The organism is Roseomonas rosulenta, from assembly GCF_016106005.1.
GTDB classification, from domain to species: domain Bacteria; phylum Pseudomonadota; class Alphaproteobacteria; order Acetobacterales; family Acetobacteraceae; genus Neoroseomonas; species Neoroseomonas rosulenta.
In genome coordinates this window covers 1-17,563 of the sequence record NZ_JACADR010000077.1, presented here as the reverse complement: position 1 = coordinate 17,563, position 17,563 = coordinate 1, and the positions used below count along the sequence as shown (strand labels likewise).

Sequence of the window (17,563 nt, the reverse complement as noted above, 5' to 3'; positions counted from 1 at the left end):
GAGGTGTGCTCTTCCGACTTGCGCACGCGATGGGCCGCGCGCTGCGGCTCGACCAGGTCTTCGCCAACCAGTCGCCCGCCGACAAGATCGCGGTGGTGCGGGCCGAGGCCGCCGCCGCCCCCACCGCCATGGTGGGCGATGGCGTCAACGACGCGCCCGCGCTCGCCGCCGCCGATGTCGGCGTCGCCATGGGTGCGGCCGGCACCGCCGCGGCGGCCGAGGCGGGCGATGTCGTGCTTCTGGTGGACCGCGTCGATCGCGTGCCCGAGGCGATCGCCATCGCGCGGCGCTCCCGCGGCGTGGCGCTCCAGGCGATCGCCATCGGGATGGGGCTGTCGGGCCTGGCCATGGGCGCCGCCGCCGCCGGCTGGCTCACGCCGCTCGCCGGCGCGCTCCTGCAGGAGGCGATCGACGTCCTCGCCATCCTCTACGCGCTGACGGCGCTGCGGCCGGGGCCGGGCGAGCAGGCGCAGGCCAGCCTGCCGGTGGAGGCCGGCCTGGTCGAACGTCAGCAGGAACATGCCGGGCTGCGCGACCTGGTCGAGGCGCTGCGCGCCGCCGGCGAAGCGATCGACCTCGAGGCGCCCGCCCCCGACCTTGCGGCGATCGAGGCACGGCTGCGCGGCGAATTGCTGCCCCACCAGCGCGAGGAGGAGCGCGCGCTCTATCCCGAGGCGGCGCGGCGGCTCGGCGGCCAGGACCCGATGGCGCCGCTGATCCGCATGCATGCCGAGATCGAGGCACTGGCCGAGCGCGTCGCCGTCCTGTTGCGCGTGGGCGCGGAGGCGGAAGGCTGGGCCGCGGTGGCGCCGGAGTTGCGACGCACGCTGTTTGCGCTGGAGGCGCTGCTGCGCCTGCACCTCAGCGCCGAGGAGGAGGTTCTGGCCGGGCTCGAGGCGCCGGCGCGTTAGCCCAGGCGGCGACGATAGAGCGCGATCAGCCGTTCCCAGTGTCGCTCCGCCGCCGGCTTGTCGTAGCACCAGCGCTGCGGGAAGGCGAAGCCGTGATGCACCGCCGGGTGGATCTCGAGCTCGCCCGCGGCACCGGAGGCCTCGAACAGCGCGCGCAGCTCCGCCACCATCGGCAGCGGTGCCAACTCGTCATGCTCGGCGCAGGAGATGTAGAGCTCGGCACGGCCCTTCCCGAGCGTCGAATGCGGGCTTTCCTCGGCATCGCTGACCAGCCATGTGCCGTAGAAGGAGGCCGCCGCGGCGATACGCCCGGGATAGCGCGCGGCGGCCGCCAGCGCGTAGGGGCCGCTCATGCAGTAGCCATGCACGCCGACCGGGCCGGGGCCGGCGATGCCCTCGCGGTCGAGGAAGGCGAGCATCGCCGCGACGTCCTCCATCACCGGCGGGATCGTCATCCTGGTGCGGATGGCGCGCATGCGGTCGCGCTCGGGGTCGCCCATGGTCAGCACGCCGGGACCGAACTTCGTGTCGCGACCCGCGCGGTAGTACAGGTTGGGCAGCACGACGCAGTATCCGGCGCTGGCCAGGCGCCGCGCCATGTCGTGCAGCTCCTCGCGGATGCCGGGCGCGTCCATGAGCATCAGCACGGCGGGCGCGGGCGCGCCGCGCTCCGGGCGGACGATGAAGGTCTCCATCACGCCGTCGCGCGTGGGGATGTCGGTGCTGGTCTCGATCATTGGCGTGTCCTCCCGTGCCGCCACGCTACCCGCCGCCTGGACGGATGGCGATGGGCGCGGGAGGATGCGCCGTCCGCATCGGAGGAAGCACCGCGCATGAAGCTCGCCTATTCGCCCAACAGCCCCTATGTCCGGAAGTGTCATGCCTGCGCCATCCAGCGCGGCATCGATCAGCGCATCGAGCTCTGGACCATCGGCACCACGGACCCCGCGCTGGCGGCGATCAACCCGCTGTCCAAGGTGCCGACCTTCGTCACGGATGACGGCCAGGTGCTCTACGACAGCCCGGTGATCTGCGAATACCTCGACAGCATCGGCGATGCGCCGAAGCTGATCCCCGCCCCCGGCCCCGCGCGCTGGCGCGCGCTGACGCTGGCGGCACTCGGCGACGGCATCCTCGATGCGACGCAGCCGCGCCGGCGCGAAGTGGCGCTGCCGCAGGACGAGGGGCGCGTCACCTACATCGCGCAGCAGCAGCAGAAGGTGACGCGCGCCCTGGCGGTGCTCGAGAACGAGAGCCTCGGCATGCTGGAGACGATCGGCGACATCGCGGTCGCCTGCGCGCTCGGCTATCTCGACTTCCGCTACCCGCACGAGCCCTGGCGGCCCGGCCACCCGAAGCTCGAGGCCTGGTATGCCAAGGTGGCGGCGATGCCGGCGATGGCGAGGACCGTCCCGCCGGGCTGAGGCCCGCGGACAGCGCGGCGCTCAGCCCCAGGGGCCTTCGAGCGCCGCGCGCGTCTCGGCCACGCCGGCGGCCCAGATGCGTGCCATCACGGCGTCGGGCTTCTGCCAGGCACCGCCGAAGCTGCCATCGCCCAGCATATCGCGCACGCGCGCCGGCGGGCTCGCCTTCATCAGCGCCAGGTCCACGCCAGGCTTCGCACCCTCCGGCGCGGGCGCATGCGCAAGCCGCGTCCAGGGGAAGTTCTCGAACCAGTTGCCGTGGCTCGCGGTCGTGTCCTCGGCCTGGGCGGCGGCCCAGGTGGCGGGCGCGTTCCACCAGTTGTGGAACTTGATGGAAAGCCGCGGGTTCTCCGCCATGATCTCCTGCGCCAGCGCGCCGATCGGCGCATTCCCGCCATGGCCGTTGACGATCAGGATGCGGCGGAAGCCCTGGCCCGCGACCGAGGCGCTCAGGTCCCGCGTCACCGCCAGCAGCGTCTCGACGCGCAGGCTGATGCTGCCCGGATAGGCCGCGAAATAAGGCGCGAGGCCGAAGGGCATGACGGGGAAGACCGGCACGCCGAGCGGTTCCGCCGCCTCCAGCGCCACACGCTCGGCGAGGATGGCGTCGACGCAGAGCGACAGCCCCGCATGCTGCTCCGTGCTGCCGAAGGGCAGCACGCAGCGGTCATCCTTCGCGAGATACGCCTCGACGTCGCGCCAGTTGCTCTCCGCTATTCTCATCGCGTCGCCGGCGTCACGTCCCAGGCATAGGTCTCCTCGTCGGAGCGCCCGACCCGCAGCGTGGCGCGGTCGCGCCGCATCGCCCAGGCCGAGCCCACCGCAGCGATCGGGATCACGACCCGCTGCGCGGTGAACAGCGCGCCCACCCGCTGGAGGATTTCCTCGCGCTTCTTGTCGTCGAGCTCGACATTCGCTTCCTGGATCAGCCGGTCGATATCGGGGTTGGAGAAGCCGTTCCAGTTGAAGGCGCCGAGCCGCAGCTCGCGGTTGTTCGTGTGCGCGTTCGCCGCGTAGTAGTAGTTCGCCTCGCCGGTCAGCGTGCCCCAGCCGGCCATGATGTTGGACAGTTCGCCGCGCGCGCGGGCGGGGAAGATCACCGCCGCCGGCTGGCCCGCCGCCTGCACCTCGATCCCGATGCGCGCCAGCATCTGCGCCATGGAGGTGCCGACGCCATTGTCGCCCGGCAGGCGGTTGTTGGTGAAGTTCAGCACCATGCGGAAACCGTTCGGGTAGCCGGCCTCGGTCAGGAGCTGCCGCGCGCGCGCGACATCGGGCGTGGGAATCTGGATCGCCGGGTTGAAGCCGAAGATGCCCGGCGTGACCATCTGGCTGACCGGCGTGCCCATGCCTTCCATCGCCACCTCCGCCAGCGCGCGGCGGTCGATCGCGAGGTCGATCGCCTCGCGCACGCGGGCGTCGCGATAGGGGTTGGCGGCCAGGCGCGCCCCATCGCGCGCGGTCACCTGCGGCGTCGTCTCGCGCTGGTCGAGGGCGAGGTTGAACACGTAGACCGTCTCCGCCTTGACCACGCTGATGGCGCGGTCGCGCTCGAGCGTCGGCACGTCGGCCGCCGGCACGCGCACGATCATGTCGACCTGGCCGGTACGCAGCTGCGCCACGCGCGCGGCGGGGTTGGAGATCTCGCGCCGGACATGCCGCGCCCAGGCCGGGCGCCCGCCCCAATAGGCGTCGTTGCGCTCGACGGTGAATTGCTCGCGCGGGGTCCAGGAGCCGAAGCGGTAGGGGCCGGTGCCGATCGCCACGCGTCCGGAGTTGAAGGCTTCGTTGGAATTCTCGGGCGTCAGCCCGGCGGTGGCGCGCGCCGAGACCACGAACAGCCGGATGAAGTCGTTGGGCAGGGTGGGTGCGGGTCCGTCGGTGACCACGCGCAGCGTATGCGGGTCGACCACCTGGATTTCCCGCACGCGGCGGACATAGATGCTGGTCGGGTTCGGCCCTGACAGCATCTGCATGCGGCGGATCGAGGCCGCCACGTCCTCGGCCGTCATGTCCGAGCCGTCATGGAACTTCACGCCGCGTCGCAGCCGGAACTCCCAGGTGGTCGGGTTCACCACCGACCAGGATTCCGCGATGCCGGGTTCGATCTGCAGCCGGTCGCCCGAGCGCGTCAGCGTGTCGAACACATGCGCGAGCGATTCGGCATGGGTGCCGGTGGCGGTGAAATGCGGGTCGATGCTCTCGGGCCCGGCGATCACGCCCATGGTGAGCGTCTGCGCCGTGGCGGCGCCGGTCAGGATCGCGCCGGCGGCAACCGTCGCAAGGGCAAGGCTGCGCATGATTCTTGTCTCCCCGTTGGTCGCTCGGATGCTGGAATGCCTTGCGCCGCGTGTAAATGCCCCGATAGTCGGGGCAATGCTCGGCTACGTCATCCAGCGCCTGCTCCAGGCCGTCCTTGTCATGCTCGCCATGTCGGCGATCGTTTTCGTGGGCGTGCATGCCATCGGCAACCCGATCGACGTGCTCATCTCCCCCGACGCGACGCAGGACATCCGGGAGGCGGCGATCCGCCGGCTCGGGCTCGACCTGCCACTGTGGCAGCAATACCTCGCCTTCCTGGGGAGGCTGCTACGCGGGGATTTCGGCACCTCCTTCGTCTTCGGCATGCCGGTGCTCGAACTCATTCTCTCGCGCCTGCCGGCTACGCTCGAACTGGCGCTGGCGGCGGTGCTGATCGGCACGCTGGCGGGCGTGCCGCTGGGCATCTATGCCGGCTACCGACCGGATGGCGCGGTGGCGCGCGCCATCATGGCGGTCTCGGTGCTCGGATTCTCGGTGCCGACCTTCTGGGTCGGGCTGATCCTGATCCTAACCTTCGCGGTGAACCTCGACTGGCTGCCGGCCGGCGACCGCGGGCCGCTGACCGAGGTCTTCGGCATCGGCTGGTCCTTCCTGTCGCTGGAGGGCCTCACTTTCCTCGCGCTGCCGGCGCTGAACCTCTCCCTGTTCAAGCTGGCGATGATGATCCGCCTGTCGCGCGCGGGCACGCGGGAGATCATGCTGACCGACACCGTGAAGTTCGCCCGCGCCGCGGGATTGTCCGACGCGACCATCCTGCGCCGCCACGTGCTGCGCCTCATCTCCATCCCCATCGTCACGGTCTTCGGGCTGGAACTGGGCTCCACGCTCGCATTCGCCGTGGTGACCGAGACCATCTTCAACTGGCCCGGCGTGGGCAAGCTGATCATCGATTCCATCACGTCGCTCGACCGGCCGGTGATGGTCGCCTACCTGGTGCTGGTGGCCTTCCTGTTCGTCACCATCAACCTGGTGGTGGACCTCTCCTACGCGCTGCTGGACCCGCGGCTGCGGCGCGGCGGGGCCGCGGCATGAGGGCGTTCTGGCGCGAATACGCCGAGAACCGGGTAGCGCTGCTGGCGCTGCTGGTCGTCGTGATCATCGTCGGCGCCGCGCTCGCCGCGCCGGTCTTCGCGCCGCAGGACCCCTACGACCTCGCCAGCCTCAACCTGCGCGACGCGCGCCGCCCGCCGGGCTTCGTCGGCTCGAACGGCTACGTGCACATCCTGGGCACGGATGCGCAGGGGCGCGACCTGCTCTCAGCGATCCTGTACGGGTTGCGCATATCGCTGCAGATGGGTCTGGCCGCCGGGACGGTGGCGCTCGCCATCGGCGCGCTGCTCGGCATCCTCGCGGCCCAGGCCGGCGGCTGGGCCGAGACCGCGATCATGCGCGTGGTGGACCTGCAGCTGTCCTTCCCCGCCATCCTGCTCGCGCTGGTGCTGGTGGCGGTGCTGGGCCAGGGCAAGACGCAGCTGGTGATCGCGCTGGTCGCCGCGCAATACGCCTATTTCGCGCGCACCGCCTATGGCGCGGCCAGCGCAGAGCGGCGCAAGGACTATGTCGAGGCCGCCGCCGCCACGCCGCTTTCCACCCTGCACATCGTCTTCCGCCACATCCTGCCGAACGTGCTGCCGCCGCTGATCGTGGTGGCGACGGTGCAGGTGGCGAACGCCATCTCGCTGGAAGCCACGCTGTCCTTCCTCGGCCTCGGCCTGCCGCCGACCGAGCCCTCACTCGGCATGCTGATCGCCAATGGCTTCCAGTACATGATGAGTGGGCGGACCTGGATCTCGGTCTATCCCGGCATCGCGCTGATCGTGCTGGTGGTGGCGATCAACCTGGTCGGCGACCAGCTGCGCGACCAGACGAACCCGCGGTTGCGTCGATGACCTCGCCCTTGCTCGAAGTCACCGACCTGCGCACGCATTTCTTCACCCGTGCGGGCGTCGCACGCGCGGTGGATGGCGTGTCCTTCTCCCTCGCACCTGGCGAGATCCTGGGCCTGGTCGGCGAGAGCGGGTCGGGGAAATCCGTCACCGGCTTCTCGCTGATCGGCCTCGTCGATCCGCCGGGGCGCATCGCCGGCGGGTCGATCCGTTTCGCCGGGCAGGAGCTGGTCGGGCTCAGCGAGGACCGCATGCGCGCCATCCGCGGCAAGCGCATTGCCATGGTCTTTCAGGACCCGCAGGCCACGCTGAACCCGGTGCTGACCATCGGCACGCAGATGGCGCTCGCGCTGCAGGCGCATGGCCGCGTGTCCGACCGCGCGGCGGCCGAGCGCGCCGGCACCATGCTGACGCGCGTGGGCATCCCCGAGGCCGCGACGCGCCTCAACAACTATCCGCATGAGTTCTCCGGCGGGATGCGACAGCGCGTGGCCATCGCCATGGCGCTGCTGAACGGTCCCGAGCTGATCGTGGCGGACGAGCCGACCACCGCGCTCGATGTCTCGATCCAGGCGCAGATCCTGGCGGAGATGAAGGCGCTGGCGCGGGATTCCGGCACGGCGCTGATCTGGATCAGCCACGACCTCGCCACCGTCTCCTCCCTCGCCGACCGCGTGCTGGTCATGTATGCGGGGCGCATCGTGGAAAGCGGGCCGGTCGGCGCCGTGCTGCGCGCGCCGCTGCATCCCTACACGCGCGGGCTGCTCGACAGCCTGCCGGCCATGGCGCAGCCCGGCCAGCGCCTCACGCAGATTCCCGGCACCGCGCCCTCGCTGCTCGCACTGCCGGCGGGCTGCCCCTTCGCGCCGCGCTGCGCGCATGCGGATGCCGCCTGCACGGCGCCGCCGCCGCGCATCGACCGCCCGGGCCGGCACGCGCTGTGCCACCATCCGCTGGATGCCGCGGCATGAGCGAGATCGTGCCGGAGGCGCATGGGCCGAGCATCGTCGCCGCGCAATCTCTGACCCGCCGCTTCGACCCGCATTTGTCGATCGGCGACCGCATCGCCGCCGCCTTCGGTGCGCGCGTGGAGACCCGCCCAGTGCGCGCCGTGACCGATGTCTCCTTCACCATCCGCCGCGGCGAAACGCTGGGCCTGGTCGGCGAATCGGGCTGCGGCAAGTCCACCCTGGGGCGCCTCGTCGCCGGCATCCTCGGCCCCAGCAGCGGCGAGATACGCATCGACGGCGCCCCCATCATGCGCCGCGGCCGCAAGACCACGACGCGCATCCAGACCGTGTTCCAGGACCCCTTCGCCTCGCTCAACCCGCGCCGGCGCATCGACGCCACCATAAGCGAGGGGCCGATCGCGCATGGCCTGATCACCCGCGCGCAGGCGCCGGCCTTCGTCGCGGACTGGCTCGCGCGCGTCGGCCTCGATCCCGCCGTCGCCACGCGCTTCCCCCACCAGTTCTCGGGCGGCCAGCGCCAGCGCGTGGCGATCGCGCGCGCGCTGGCCATGAAGCCCGACATCCTGGTCTGTGACGAACCCGTCGCCTCGCTCGATGTCTCGATCCAGGCGCAGGTGCTGAACCTGTTCCTCGACCTGCGCGAGGCCCTTGGCCTGACCTGCCTGTTCATCTCGCACGACCTGTCGGTGGTGCGGCATGTCTCGGACCGCGTCGCCATCATGTATCTCGGCCGCATCGTCGAGATCGGCCCGGCCGCCGAGGTCTATGCCGCGCCGCGCCACCCCTACACCCAGGGCCTGCTCGACAGCGTGCCGAAGCTGCGCCTCGATGCCGATGCCGTCGGCTTCCGGCCCATCGCGGGCGAGCTCCCCTCCCCGCTCTCCCCGCCGGCGGGCTGCGCCTTCCATCCGCGCTGCCCGCGGGCGACGGACCTGTGCCGCCGCGAGCGCCCCGTTCTCGCGCCGCATGGCGCGACCGAGGTCGCCTGCCATCACGCCTGAGCGTCGCTACTCCTCGCCCCGGATGCCCGCGGCCGCCACGACTTCGGCGAAGCGCGCCTCGGACTCCGCCAGGCTGCGCTCGAACGCCGCCGCGCTGCTGGCATGGATGACGAAGCCGATGCCCTGCAGTCGCTCGCGCACCGCAGGATCGGCCAGGGCACCGCGCCAGGCCGCGCCGAGCACCTCGACCACGGCGTCCGGCGTGCCCGCCGGCACCAGCGCGCCCTGCGTGCTCGGCACGTCGAAGCCGGGTACCAGCGTCTCGGCGAAGCTCGGGATCTCCGGCAGCGCCGGGTCGCGCTGCGCGGTGGAGACCGCCAGCGGCACCAGCCGCCCCTCGCGCACATGCGTCGTGACCGCCGGCAGGGTGATGATCATCGCGTCCACCTGGCCCGCCAGCAGGTCGAGCGTCGCCGGCCCGCCGCCGCGATAGGGGACATGCGTCACCTGCACGCCGATCGCGCGGTTCACCATCTCGCTGATGATGTGCGCAATGCCGCCGATGCCGGGCACCGCCAGCGTCACCCGATCCCCGCGGCTGCGCAGCGCGGCCGCGTAGTCCTGCACGCTGCGAATGCCCGAACGCGGATGCGTCACCAGCAGCTGCGCCGCGCTGATGGTCATGGTCACGGCGCGCAGGTTCGTGCGCGCCCGCCCGTGGCGCGGGCCCATCAGGATGTCCTGCAGCACGATGCCGTCGCCGGAGCCCACCAGCATCGTGTGGCCGTCCGGCGCGGCGCGGCCGACCTGGAGCGCGGCCACGCGCCCGGCCGCGCCGCCCTGGTTCTCCACGACCACCGATTGTCCGAGCGCGGCCTGCAGGTGAGGCTGGGCGGCGCGCGCGTGGATATCCAGCGTCCCGCCCGGTGCCGCGGCCACCACGACGCGCACCGGCTGGGTCGGCCGCCAGGCCTGCGCATGGGCCAGGCGTGCCGCGGCCAGCACGGCGCCACCCGCCAGGAGCGCCCGCCGCCTTGCCATCATGATGCGCTGCATGGCTCGCCCGCGTCCTGACCTTCTCCCGGACCCGAGCCTAGGAGCCGCCGTGCCGCCCGCGCAAGACGGGGGGATGCCAGCCGGCGCGCCCGCGCTATCCTGCGCGCAACAGCACCAGGGGATGGAACCGTGACCGACAGCGCGCACGACGCCGACTACGTCATCCTCGGCGGCGGGTCCGCCGGCTGCGTCATGGCCGCGCGCCTGTCGGAGGACCCCTCGGCGAAGGTCATCCTGCTCGAGGCCGGCCCCTGGGACCGCAACCCCTGGATCCACATCCCCATGGGCTTCGCGCGCCTGTATGTGACCAAGAAGTTCGACTGGAACTACCAGACCGAGGCTGAGCCGGAGCTGAAGGGCCGCAGCGTCTACTGGCCGCGCGGGCGCGTCATCGGCGGCTCCGGTTCCGTCAACGGCCTGGTCTTCCTGCGCGGATCTCCGCGCGACTACGACCGCTGGGCGCAATCGGGCGCGCGCGGCTGGTCCTATGACGATTGCCTGCCGGCCTTCCGCAAGGTCGAGACCTTCGCCGGCCCCGCCAGCGAGTACCGGGGCAAGGACGGCCCCGTGCAGGTGGGCGAGGTGCCCGAACCCTCGATCGGCTGCCGCGCCTTCATCGAGGCCTGCGTGAAGCTCGGCTTCGCCCGCAACCAGGACAACAACGCCGAATGGTTCGAGGGCGTGGCGCCGAACCAGCTCAATGTCCATCGCGGCTGGCGCTGGTCCCCGGCCACCGCCTACCTCAAGCCCGCGCTCGGGCGCAGCAACCTGGTCGTCCACACCGAGCAGCTCGGCCAGCGGATCCTGATCGAGGGCGGCCGCGCCGTGGGCGTGGTGGTGCGCGGCCCCGAGGGCGAACGGACCTTCCGCGCGCGGCGGGAGGTGATCCTCTGCGCCGGCGCCATCGAGAGCCCGAAGCTGCTGATGCTCTCGGGCATCGGCGACGGCGCCGCGCTGCAGTCCATGGGCATCCCGGTCGCGGTGAACGCGCCGGAGGTGGGGCGCAACCTGCAGGATCACTTCATGATCCGCTACGCCTTCCGCACCAAGCCCTGCGGCACGCTGAACGAGATCATGGCCAACCCGGTGCGCGCCGCAGGCCTCGGCCTCGGCTGGTTCCTGCGCGGGAAGAACCAGATGGCGGTCGGCGCCTCGGAGGCGAGCCTCTTCGCCCGCGTGCTGCCGGTCAGCGAGGAACCCGAGGTGCAGTTCCAGTTCGTCAACTTCAGCCTGGGCGACCAGTCGCTGGGCGCCAGCGCGCTGGCGAAGCACCCGGGCTTCACCTTCAACTTCTGCGTCTGCCGCCCGGACAGCCGCGGCGAGCTGACGCTGCGCGCGCCCGACGCCGATGCGAAGCCGGTCATCCGCGCGAACTACCTGACGGCCGCCTCCGACATCCGCATCATGCTCGAGAGCCACCGCCTGGGCCGGCGGATCGCCGCCACGGAGCCCTTCGCCGGCCTGGTCGAGCGCGAGGAATTCCCCGGCGAGGCCACGCGGACCGACGACCAGGTGCTGGACTACATCCGCGCCAATGGCAGCACGGTCTACCACCCCTGCGGCACCAACCGCATGGGCGTCGACGACCGCGCCGTGGTGGACACCGAACTCCGCGTGCGCGGCGTCGATGGCCTGCGTGTGGTCGATGCCTCGGTCTTCCCGCTGGTACCGTCCTCGAACATCCACCCGGCCGTGCTGATGCTGGCCGAGCGCGCCGCCGAGATCATCCGCCGCGCGGCGTGACCCGCGGCGGCAGGAACAGCAGCGCCAGCAGCGGCAGCGGCGCCACCACCAGGAAAACCCGGCGGAAGGCGGCGAGGAAGGCCTCCTCCGCGCTCGCACCCAGCGCAAGGCGCCCGGCCTCCGTCGCACCGAACAGCAGGGTCAGCAGCGACGCCGCGCTGACCACGCCCAATGTCCGCGTGAGCTGCGTCAGGCTGCCCGCCACGCCGCGATCCTCGCGCCGCATCGTCGCCGTCACCACGTCGGTATAGGCCAGGGTGAACAGCCCGAGGCCCAGCCCCTGCAGCCCCATCGCCACGGCCAGCACCCCCACCGGCCCGCCGAGCCCCACCAGCAGCAGGCCCGCCGCCGACAGCACCGCGCCCGCCGCCGCAACCGCGCGCGCGCTATGGCGCGGCCCCAGCAAGCCGCCGAGCCATGACCCCGCCATCGCGCCGACCGCATTCGCCGCCAGCACCGCCCCCAGCAGCAGCGGCGGCAGCCCCAGCATGCGCGCCAGGTAGAAGGGCACCAGCAGCATCACCGCGAAGCCGGCCAGCTGCACCAGCACGCTGGCGAGGTTCAGCGCCGCGAAGCCCGGCCGGCGGAACAGGCCGAGGTCGATGATCGGATGCGCATGCCGCCCGCTGCGCCAGGCGAAGCCCGCCGCCGCCGCGACGGCAACGAGCGCCAGCAGCACCGCCACCGGCGCCGGCGCGCGGTTCACCGCCAGCACCGCGAAGGCGACGGTCGCACTAAGCAGCAGCGCGCCGGGCAAGTCGAACGGCTCGCGCGGCGCGTCGCGCGCCGGCGCCGCCAGGCTGCGCGCCAGCACCAGCGCCAGGATGGAGATCGGCGCGCGCACCCACCACACCGCCGGCCAGCCGAAGGCCTGCACCAGCACGCCCCCCAGCAGCGGGCCGATCGCGCCCCCCGCCGCCAGCCCGGCGGCATAGGCCGCCAGCGCGCGCACGCGCATCGCCTCGGGGAACAACTGCGTCGCGAGCGCCGGTCCGCAGCCGAGCACCAGCGCGGCCCCCACGCCCTGCAGCACGCGCGCCGCGAGCAGCCAGCCATAGGAAGGTGCGAGCGCACAGGCCAGGAAGGCTGCCGCGCTCCAGGCCAGGCCGAAGCGGAACACCCGCGCATGGCCCAGCACGTCGCCGATCCGCCCCACCGCCAGCAGCAGCGCGCCATAGGTCAGCACGTAGCAGATCACCAGCCACTGGATCTGCGGCACCTCGAGCGCGAAGGCCGCGAGCACCGCCGGGAAGGCGACATTCACCATCCCGTCCAGCGGCACGATCAGCGTGCCGAGCACGATGGGCAGCAGCCGCAGCAGGTCGCCCCGCGTCACGGCGTGCGGGTCAGCCGACGGCGAGCAGCTCCACCTCGAAGATCAGCGTCGCATTGGGCGGGATCACGCCGCCCGCGCCGCGCGCGCCATAGCCCTGCTCGGGCGGGATCACCAGCGTGCGGGTGCCGCCCACCTTCATGCCGGCGAAGCCGTTGTCCCAGCCCTGGATGACGCGCCCCGCACCCAGTTCGAAGGAGAACGGGTTGCCGCGATCACGCGAGCTGTCGAACTTGCGGCCCTTGTTGTCAGGCGCGGCCGCGTCGAACAGCCAGCCCGTGTAGTGCACAGTGATGGTCTGGCCTGGGGTGGCCTCCGCACCGGTGCCGATCCTGGTGTCCGTCACGCGCGCTCTCCGCTTGCTGGTCGCGCCGCGTGCGTCGGTGCGCGCGGCCGGGCCCGTGGTACAGGCTCCGGCCGCGACGGGCCAGACCCGTGCGCCTCAGCGCCGCTGCGCGCCCAGCCCGACGGTGCTGCCCAGCGCGCCGCGGCTCTCCGGCGCGCGGGGCAGCACCTTGGCGAAGGCGACGCGGCGCGGCGTGAGATGGCCCGGCAGGCTCGTGCGCATGAAGTCGCGCAGCTCCTCGGCCAGGGCCGGGCCGGGTGTGGCGTCGCCACGCGGGACGATCACGGCGGTGGTGTGCTCCCCGGCCATGGCATCCGCAGGGCCGACCAGCGCGGCGAGCGCGACCGCGGGGTGCCGGCGCAGGCAGTCCTCGACATCCGCCGGGCCCATGCCGTCGCCCGAGTCGCCCGGCAGGGCGGCGTCCAGCAGGATGGCGCCGTCCGCCCGCCGCGTTGCCCGGTCACCGGTCGGCAGCCAGGGGCCGTGCGACGGTGGCGCCGCATCCTTCCAGACGCCGAGGCATGCCGCAGGATGCCGCCGCCGCACCGCGAGCGTCCCGGCCTGCCCGTCCGGCAGCGCGCGGCCCTGCGCATCGACCACCGCGACCTCGTGCCCCGGCACTGCCTCGAACGCGCCGGAGGGATCGGCGCCGCCCAGCAGCACTAGGTTGCATGCGGCGGCGCCTGCCTCGAGGCCGCGGCGCGCATCATGGGCGGCGTGCCGGCCTCGCGGCGCTTCGGCCATCGCGGCCATCCGCTGCACGATCCCTGCGCGGTGGCGTGGTTGCTGGCGCCGCAGCTCTTCACCTCGCGCCACGTGCATGTGCATGTCGAATGTAGCGGCGTGGCGCGCGGGCGCACCGTGGTGGATCGCTGGGAGCGATCCGGCGCGCCGCCCAACGCACGGCTGCTCGAGACGCTCGACGCCGATGGTTTCTTCGCGCTGCTGGGTGAATTGTTCTCCACCTTGCCGTGACCCGATCGCGCTTCACGTTTTCTTAAGCGCGCCCTCCGCAAATGGTCGCGAGGGCCCGGTCCGCTCCCCCTGTGCGCCAGCGGCGCCGGTGGCGGCACAGGGACCGCTCTGCGGCTGGCAGGATGCCTGGCCTCCACCCCCCTCGCGCGCCATGCGGCGCGCGTCCTCGGAGACCTGAACATGGTGAAGACGTTCGTGGCGCGCCTGTCCGCGCTGAAGGCCGATACGCGTGGCGTGACGGCGATGGAGTACGGGCTGATCGCCGCGTTCATCGCGGTGGCGATCATCGGCGGGCTGACGCTGCTCGGCGGCAACCTCGATGCGATGCTGAACGGCATCGCCGCAAAGTTCGTGGCACCGACCTGATGCCGGCGGGGCGGCGGGAGAAGGACCCGCCGCCCTTGACCGCGCCGCGCGCCGCGATGCGCTAAACCCTTCCTTCACGGGCCCCCGCGATGATCCCGCCGATGGTCCCGAACCCCCCTTCCATCCTGGCGGATGCCGCCACGCTCCTCGCCCTGGCCGCGCTTGCCGCGGCCGCGCTGCGCGATGTTGCGTGCCGCGAGATCCCGAACCCGATTGCCGCGACCGTCGCGCTGGTGGGTCTCGCGCGGCAGGTGGTGAACGGCGCGCCGCTGCCGGCCCTGGTGGCCGCGGGTTGCGTGCTGCTGGCGGCGACGTTGCTGTGGTCGCGCGGGCTGCTGGGGGGCGGCGACGTGAAGCTGCTGACGGCCGCGAGCGTGTTGGTGCCGGTCGCGAGCGTACCGGCCCTGCTGCTGGCCACCGCGCTGGCCGGGGGGCTGCTGGCGGGGCTTCACATGATGCTGCGCAGGCGCCTTGGCGCCTTCGCCCCGGCGCCTTCGCGCGGCAGGTTGCCCCGCATCCTGCGCTGCGAGGCCTGGCGCATTCGGCGCGGCGCGCCGCTGCCCTATGGCGTCGCGATCGCCGCGGGCACCGTCTTCGTCATGACGCGGCAGGGGGGCTGAGCCGATGGCGATGCGGCTCATGCTGATCGTGGTGGTGATCGTGGGCGTGGCGGGCATGGGCCTGCTGGGCGTGATCGCGCTGGCACCCGCGCCGCCGCCCGCCTCCGTGGCGGGCGCGCCGCCGGCCCGCGTCAGCTTCCTGGTTGCCGCGCGCGCGGTGCAGGCGGGTACTCTGCTGAAGCCCGAGGACCTCGCGGCGCGCGAGACGCCCGCCGAGGACCTGCCCCTGGGCGCGATGCGCGATTCGCCTGAGGCGCGCATGGAGATGATCCGCGCAATGGTGCGCCGGACGCTCGTGCAGGGTGACGTGCTGCGCCTCGATGCCGTGTTGCGGCCGGGCGAGAATGGCTTTCTCGCCGCCGTCCTGGCGCCCGGTACCCGCGCGGTGACGGTCGGCGTCGATGCCGTGACCGGCACCGCCGGGCTGATCTGGCCGGGTGATCGCGTGGATCTGATCCTGACCCAGTCCTTCGACGAGAACGACATCGCCCCGGCCCGGCGCGTGGCCGGCGAAGCCGTGCTGAGCGCGGCGCGCGTCATCGCCGTGGATCGGCACCTGGTGCAGGGCATGCAGCCCGGCGCGGTCGGCGACAGCCTGCGCGAGACGAACCGGACCGTCACCATCGAGGTGACGCCCGACCAGGCGACGCGCGTCGCGGTCGCCTCGCGGCTCGGGCGGCTGTCGCTCGCGCTGCGCGCCGCCGGCACGGCTCTCGAGGAGAGCATCGCGCAACGCCCGGTCTGGGGCGGCGATGTCAGCGGTGCCTTCGCGCCGGCCGGGACGGCCGCGGCCGCAGCCGCGGCGACGGGCGCGCGCATCCGCGTCTTCGGAGGCCCAGGACGGGTCGAGGAGATCCAGTTCCGATGAGGACACACGGCATCCAGGCCGCGCTGCTCTGCGCGGCGATGCTCACGGCGCCGGCGTCGCACGCGCAGACCGATCCCCAGGCGGCGCTGCCCGTGGTGCAGTCGCCGCCCGGGCTGCGCGTCGAGCGCATGTCGCTGGAGGCCGGGACAGGGCGCGTGCTGGTGTTATCCGCCCCCGCCGCGAGCCTGTTCGCCGCCGATCCGCGCATCGCCGAGATGCGCCCGGCGAGCCCCACCAGCGTCTTCGTCTTCGGCGTCGCCCCCGGGCGCACCACGCTGGCCGCGATGGATGCGGCGGGGTTGCCGCTGGTGCAGTGGGAAGTGACGGTGCGACCGTCCGCCTTCCTGCTGTCCGACCTGCAATCGGCGCTGCGCCGGGCCTTTCCCGGCAATCGGAGCCTGCGCGTGGAGTCCGGCCCCGGTGGCATCGTGGTGAGCGGCACGGTCAGCGCGCCTGCTGATGCCGATCGTGCGCAAACCCTGATCCGCTCGCGCATCGAGGACCAGCGGCTGCCGATCGACAACCGAATCGCGGTCACCGGCGTGACACAGGTGAACCTGCGGGTGCGGGTGGCGGAGGTCTCGCGCGAGGTGACGCGCCAACTGGGCGTGAACTGGCAGGCGCTGGGCAACATCGGGCGCATCGGCACCGCGATCGGCGGGCCGGCCGGCATCGCTGCGGAGACCTTCAACTTCGCCTTCGACCGCACCGCGCCGACCGACCGCATCGGGCTCGGCTTCCGCACCGGCAATGCCGAGCTGCGGGACATCAACACCATCATCGATGCGCTGGCGCAGGACCGGCTTGTGACCATCCTGGCCGAGCCGAACCTGACCGCGACCTCGGGCGAGACGGCGTCGTTCCTGGCGGGGGGCGAGTTTCCCATCCCGGTGTCGCAGCGCGAGAACCAGGTCACCATCGAGTTCAAGCAGTTCGGCGTGGGCCTCGCCTTCGTGCCGACGGTGCTTTCGGACGGGCGCATCTCCTTCCGCGTAAGGTCCGAGGTCAGCGAATTGTCCGACCAGGGCGCGGTGCGGCTGCTCTCGGGCAACAACAACACCATCACCGTGCCGGCGCTGACGGTGCGTCGTGCCGAGACGACGGTGGAGCTCGGCTCCGGCCAGGCCTTCGCGATCGCCGGGCTGCTGCAGGACAGCTCGCGCCAGACTGGGCGCGCGCTGCCCTATGCGGGGGAGGTGCCGATCCTGGGCGCGCTGTTTCGCTCCGACCGCTTCCAGCGCAACGAGACCGAGCTGGTGATCATCATCACCCCTTACCTCGTGCGCCCGGCCGAGAGCCCGCGCGCCGTCGCGGCACCCACGGATGGCTACGTCCCGCCCAATGACGTCGAGCGCATCCTGCTGCTGCGCCAGACCGGACGCCAGCCGAACCGTCCCGCCGCGACGCCACCGGCGCGCAACCTGTCGGGCATTCCCGGCTTCGTGCTGGATTGAGGGACCGGACGATGATGCGACGCGCCGTCCTTCTGGTCCTGCTGCTCGGCGGCTGCGAGCAGATCGATCCGTTCACGCGCGACGGCGCCTGGCGGCCGATGCGCGCCAACGAGGCGAACCTGCGCATCCATGTCGCCGATCCCGCGATGCTCGACCGCGGCGTGGATGATCCGCGCGCCGATGGCGCGGTCACGGCGGCGGCGGTGCACCGGTACCGCAGCGACCGTGTGAGGCCGCTCGCGGCCTCCGGCGTGGCGCGCATCCAGGCGACCGGGGCGGCGGGCGCGGCGGCACCGGGTTCGGGTGGCGGCGATGGCGGGCGTTGACGGTCCCGACCGCGTCGCGCC

20 protein-coding genes are annotated in these 17,563 nt (G+C 72.5%); 13 read left to right on the top strand and 7 right to left on the bottom strand.

Annotation, left to right across the window (positions count from 1 at the left end; genetic code table 11):
• Positions 1-911: heavy metal translocating P-type ATPase (locus tag HW578_RS11745; RefSeq protein WP_198370746.1), on the top strand; the 911-nt coding region annotated here is incomplete at its 5' end.
• Here HW578_RS11745 and HW578_RS11740 read toward each other — a convergent pair.
• Positions 908-1,648 (bottom strand): dienelactone hydrolase family protein, encoded by a 741-nt coding sequence (locus tag HW578_RS11740; protein WP_198370745.1) that lies wholly within the window; start codon positions 1,646-1,648, stop codon positions 908-910. The two genes, HW578_RS11745 and HW578_RS11740, sit on opposite strands and share 4 nt — an antisense overlap.
• A gap of 96 nt (positions 1,649-1,744) precedes the next feature.
• Between HW578_RS11740 and HW578_RS11735 the strand changes: the two genes are divergently transcribed.
• Positions 1,745-2,335, top strand: a complete 591-nt coding sequence (locus HW578_RS11735; RefSeq protein WP_198370744.1) for a glutathione S-transferase family protein — start codon at positions 1,745-1,747, stop codon at positions 2,333-2,335.
• Between the two features lie 21 nt (positions 2,336-2,356).
• Here HW578_RS11735 and HW578_RS11730 read toward each other — a convergent pair whose 3' ends face one another.
• Together HW578_RS11730 and HW578_RS11725 are read right to left on the bottom strand one after the other, a co-directional pair.
• Entirely contained in the window at positions 2,357-3,058 is a 702-nt protein-coding gene (locus HW578_RS11730) for a creatininase family protein (protein WP_198370743.1), read from the bottom strand.
• Positions 3,055-4,635, bottom strand: a complete 1,581-nt coding sequence (locus HW578_RS11725; protein WP_198370742.1) for an ABC transporter substrate-binding protein — start codon at positions 4,633-4,635, stop codon at positions 3,055-3,057. Before HW578_RS11725 ends, HW578_RS11730 begins: the two co-directional genes overlap by 4 nt.
• 76 nt (positions 4,636-4,711) lie before the next feature.
• Between HW578_RS11725 and HW578_RS11720 the strand changes: the two genes are divergently transcribed.
• Genes HW578_RS11720 through HW578_RS11705 form a run of 4 tightly spaced genes read left to right on the top strand, consistent with a single transcriptional unit; the run spans position 4,712 to position 8,515 of the window.
• Positions 4,712-5,689 (top strand): ABC transporter permease, encoded by a 978-nt coding sequence (locus HW578_RS11720; RefSeq protein ID WP_198370741.1) that lies wholly within the window; start codon positions 4,712-4,714, stop codon positions 5,687-5,689.
• The gene (locus HW578_RS11715; protein WP_198370740.1) at positions 5,686-6,546 is read left to right on the top strand and encodes an ABC transporter permease; all 861 of its coding nucleotides are present in this window, start codon (positions 5,686-5,688) and stop codon (positions 6,544-6,546) included. The genes HW578_RS11720 and HW578_RS11715 overlap by 4 nt, the downstream gene beginning before the upstream one ends.
• Positions 6,543-7,514 (top strand): ABC transporter ATP-binding protein, encoded by a 972-nt coding sequence (locus HW578_RS11710; RefSeq protein WP_198370739.1) that lies wholly within the window; start codon positions 6,543-6,545, stop codon positions 7,512-7,514. The genes HW578_RS11715 and HW578_RS11710 overlap by 4 nt, the downstream gene beginning before the upstream one ends.
• Complete coding sequence (locus HW578_RS11705) at positions 7,511-8,515, top strand: ABC transporter ATP-binding protein (RefSeq protein WP_198370738.1); 1,005 nt, start codon at positions 7,511-7,513, stop codon at positions 8,513-8,515. The genes HW578_RS11710 and HW578_RS11705 overlap by 4 nt, the downstream gene beginning before the upstream one ends.
• Before the next feature lie 6 nt (positions 8,516-8,521).
• On the opposite strand, the gene HW578_RS11700 is transcribed toward HW578_RS11705, so the two are convergent.
• Positions 8,522-9,511 (bottom strand): Bug family tripartite tricarboxylate transporter substrate binding protein, encoded by a 990-nt coding sequence (locus tag HW578_RS11700; protein ID WP_198370737.1) that lies wholly within the window; start codon positions 9,509-9,511, stop codon positions 8,522-8,524.
• A 129-nt stretch (positions 9,512-9,640) separates the two neighbouring features.
• Between HW578_RS11700 and HW578_RS11695 the strand changes: the two genes are divergently transcribed.
• The gene (locus HW578_RS11695) at positions 9,641-11,254 is read left to right on the top strand and encodes a GMC family oxidoreductase (RefSeq protein ID WP_369407875.1); all 1,614 of its coding nucleotides are present in this window, start codon (positions 9,641-9,643) and stop codon (positions 11,252-11,254) included.
• On the opposite strand, the gene HW578_RS11690 is transcribed toward HW578_RS11695, so the two are convergent.
• The 3 genes from HW578_RS11690 to HW578_RS11680 form a co-directional block, all read right to left on the bottom strand.
• Positions 11,235-12,590, bottom strand: a complete 1,356-nt coding sequence (locus HW578_RS11690; protein ID WP_198370736.1) for an MFS transporter — start codon at positions 12,588-12,590, stop codon at positions 11,235-11,237. The genes HW578_RS11695 and HW578_RS11690 overlap by 20 nt on opposite strands.
• Before the next feature lie 10 nt (positions 12,591-12,600).
• Positions 12,601-12,933 carry an FKBP-type peptidyl-prolyl cis-trans isomerase gene (locus HW578_RS11685; protein ID WP_198370735.1) on the bottom strand — a complete coding sequence of 111 codons (333 nt, stop codon included), beginning with the start codon at positions 12,931-12,933 and terminating at the stop codon, positions 12,601-12,603.
• A gap of 96 nt (positions 12,934-13,029) precedes the next feature.
• Complete coding sequence (locus HW578_RS11680) at positions 13,030-13,677, bottom strand: AMP-binding enzyme (RefSeq protein ID WP_232478897.1); 648 nt, start codon at positions 13,675-13,677, stop codon at positions 13,030-13,032.
• Positions 13,678-13,707: 30 nt separating this feature from the next.
• On the opposite strand from HW578_RS11680, the gene HW578_RS11675 reads away from it, so the two are divergent.
• The 6 genes from HW578_RS11675 (at position 13,708) to HW578_RS11650 (ending at position 17,542) form a co-directional block, all read left to right on the top strand.
• Positions 13,708-13,908: a nucleoside hydrolase gene (locus tag HW578_RS11675; protein WP_369407874.1), complete on the top strand. Its 201-nt coding sequence runs from the start codon at positions 13,708-13,710 to the stop codon at positions 13,906-13,908.
• 180 nt (positions 13,909-14,088) lie between these two features.
• Entirely contained in the window at positions 14,089-14,274 is a 186-nt protein-coding gene (locus tag HW578_RS11670; protein WP_198370732.1) for a Flp family type IVb pilin, read from the top strand.
• A 101-nt stretch (positions 14,275-14,375) separates the two neighbouring features.
• Positions 14,376-14,894 carry a prepilin peptidase gene (locus HW578_RS11665; RefSeq protein ID WP_198370731.1) on the top strand — a complete coding sequence of 173 codons (519 nt, stop codon included), beginning with the start codon at positions 14,376-14,378 and terminating at the stop codon, positions 14,892-14,894.
• Between the two features lie 4 nt (positions 14,895-14,898).
• Positions 14,899-15,762, top strand: a complete 864-nt coding sequence (cpaB, locus tag HW578_RS11660; RefSeq protein WP_198370730.1) for a Flp pilus assembly protein CpaB — start codon at positions 14,899-14,901, stop codon at positions 15,760-15,762.
• Positions 15,759-17,216, top strand: coding sequence for a type II and III secretion system protein family protein (locus tag HW578_RS11655; RefSeq protein ID WP_198370729.1), 1,458 nt, complete (start codon positions 15,759-15,761; stop codon positions 17,214-17,216). The genes cpaB and HW578_RS11655 overlap by 4 nt, the downstream gene beginning before the upstream one ends.
• A gap of 11 nt (positions 17,217-17,227) precedes the next feature.
• Positions 17,228-17,542, top strand: a complete 315-nt coding sequence (locus HW578_RS11650) for a hypothetical protein (protein WP_198370728.1) — start codon at positions 17,228-17,230, stop codon at positions 17,540-17,542.
• Positions 17,543-17,563: the final 21 nt, after the last annotated feature.

What these genes read in the sequence shown, in the direction of transcription:
- HW578_RS11740 (WP_198370745.1), bottom strand. Translation starts at nt 1,648, where the DNA reads ATGATCGAGACCAGCACCGACATCCCCACGCGCGACGGCGTGATGGAG.
- HW578_RS11735 (WP_198370744.1), top strand. Translation starts at nt 1,745, where the DNA reads ATGAAGCTCGCCTATTCGCCCAACAGCCCCTATGTCCGGAAGTGTCAT.
- HW578_RS11730 (WP_198370743.1), bottom strand. Translation starts at nt 3,058, where the DNA reads ATGAGAATAGCGGAGAGCAACTGGCGCGACGTCGAGGCGTATCTCGCG.
- HW578_RS11725 (WP_198370742.1), bottom strand. Translation starts at nt 4,635, where the DNA reads ATGCGCAGCCTTGCCCTTGCGACGGTTGCCGCCGGCGCGATCCTGACC.
- HW578_RS11720 (WP_198370741.1), top strand. Translation starts at nt 4,712, where the DNA reads ATGCTCGGCTACGTCATCCAGCGCCTGCTCCAGGCCGTCCTTGTCATG.
- HW578_RS11715 (WP_198370740.1), top strand. Translation starts at nt 5,686, where the DNA reads ATGAGGGCGTTCTGGCGCGAATACGCCGAGAACCGGGTAGCGCTGCTG.
- HW578_RS11710 (WP_198370739.1), top strand. Translation starts at nt 6,543, where the DNA reads ATGACCTCGCCCTTGCTCGAAGTCACCGACCTGCGCACGCATTTCTTC.
- HW578_RS11705 (WP_198370738.1), top strand. Translation starts at nt 7,511, where the DNA reads ATGAGCGAGATCGTGCCGGAGGCGCATGGGCCGAGCATCGTCGCCGCG.
- HW578_RS11700 (WP_198370737.1), bottom strand. Translation starts at nt 9,511, where the DNA reads ATGCAGCGCATCATGATGGCAAGGCGGCGGGCGCTCCTGGCGGGTGGC.
- HW578_RS11680 (WP_232478897.1), bottom strand. Translation starts at nt 13,677, where the DNA reads ATGGCCGAAGCGCCGCGAGGCCGGCACGCCGCCCATGATGCGCGCCGC.
- HW578_RS11670 (WP_198370732.1), top strand. Translation starts at nt 14,089, where the DNA reads ATGGTGAAGACGTTCGTGGCGCGCCTGTCCGCGCTGAAGGCCGATACG.
- HW578_RS11665 (WP_198370731.1), top strand. Translation starts at nt 14,376, where the DNA reads ATGGTCCCGAACCCCCCTTCCATCCTGGCGGATGCCGCCACGCTCCTC.
- cpaB (WP_198370730.1), top strand. Translation starts at nt 14,899, where the DNA reads ATGGCGATGCGGCTCATGCTGATCGTGGTGGTGATCGTGGGCGTGGCG.
- HW578_RS11655 (WP_198370729.1), top strand. Translation starts at nt 15,759, where the DNA reads ATGAGGACACACGGCATCCAGGCCGCGCTGCTCTGCGCGGCGATGCTC.
- HW578_RS11650 (WP_198370728.1), top strand. Translation starts at nt 17,228, where the DNA reads ATGATGCGACGCGCCGTCCTTCTGGTCCTGCTGCTCGGCGGCTGCGAG.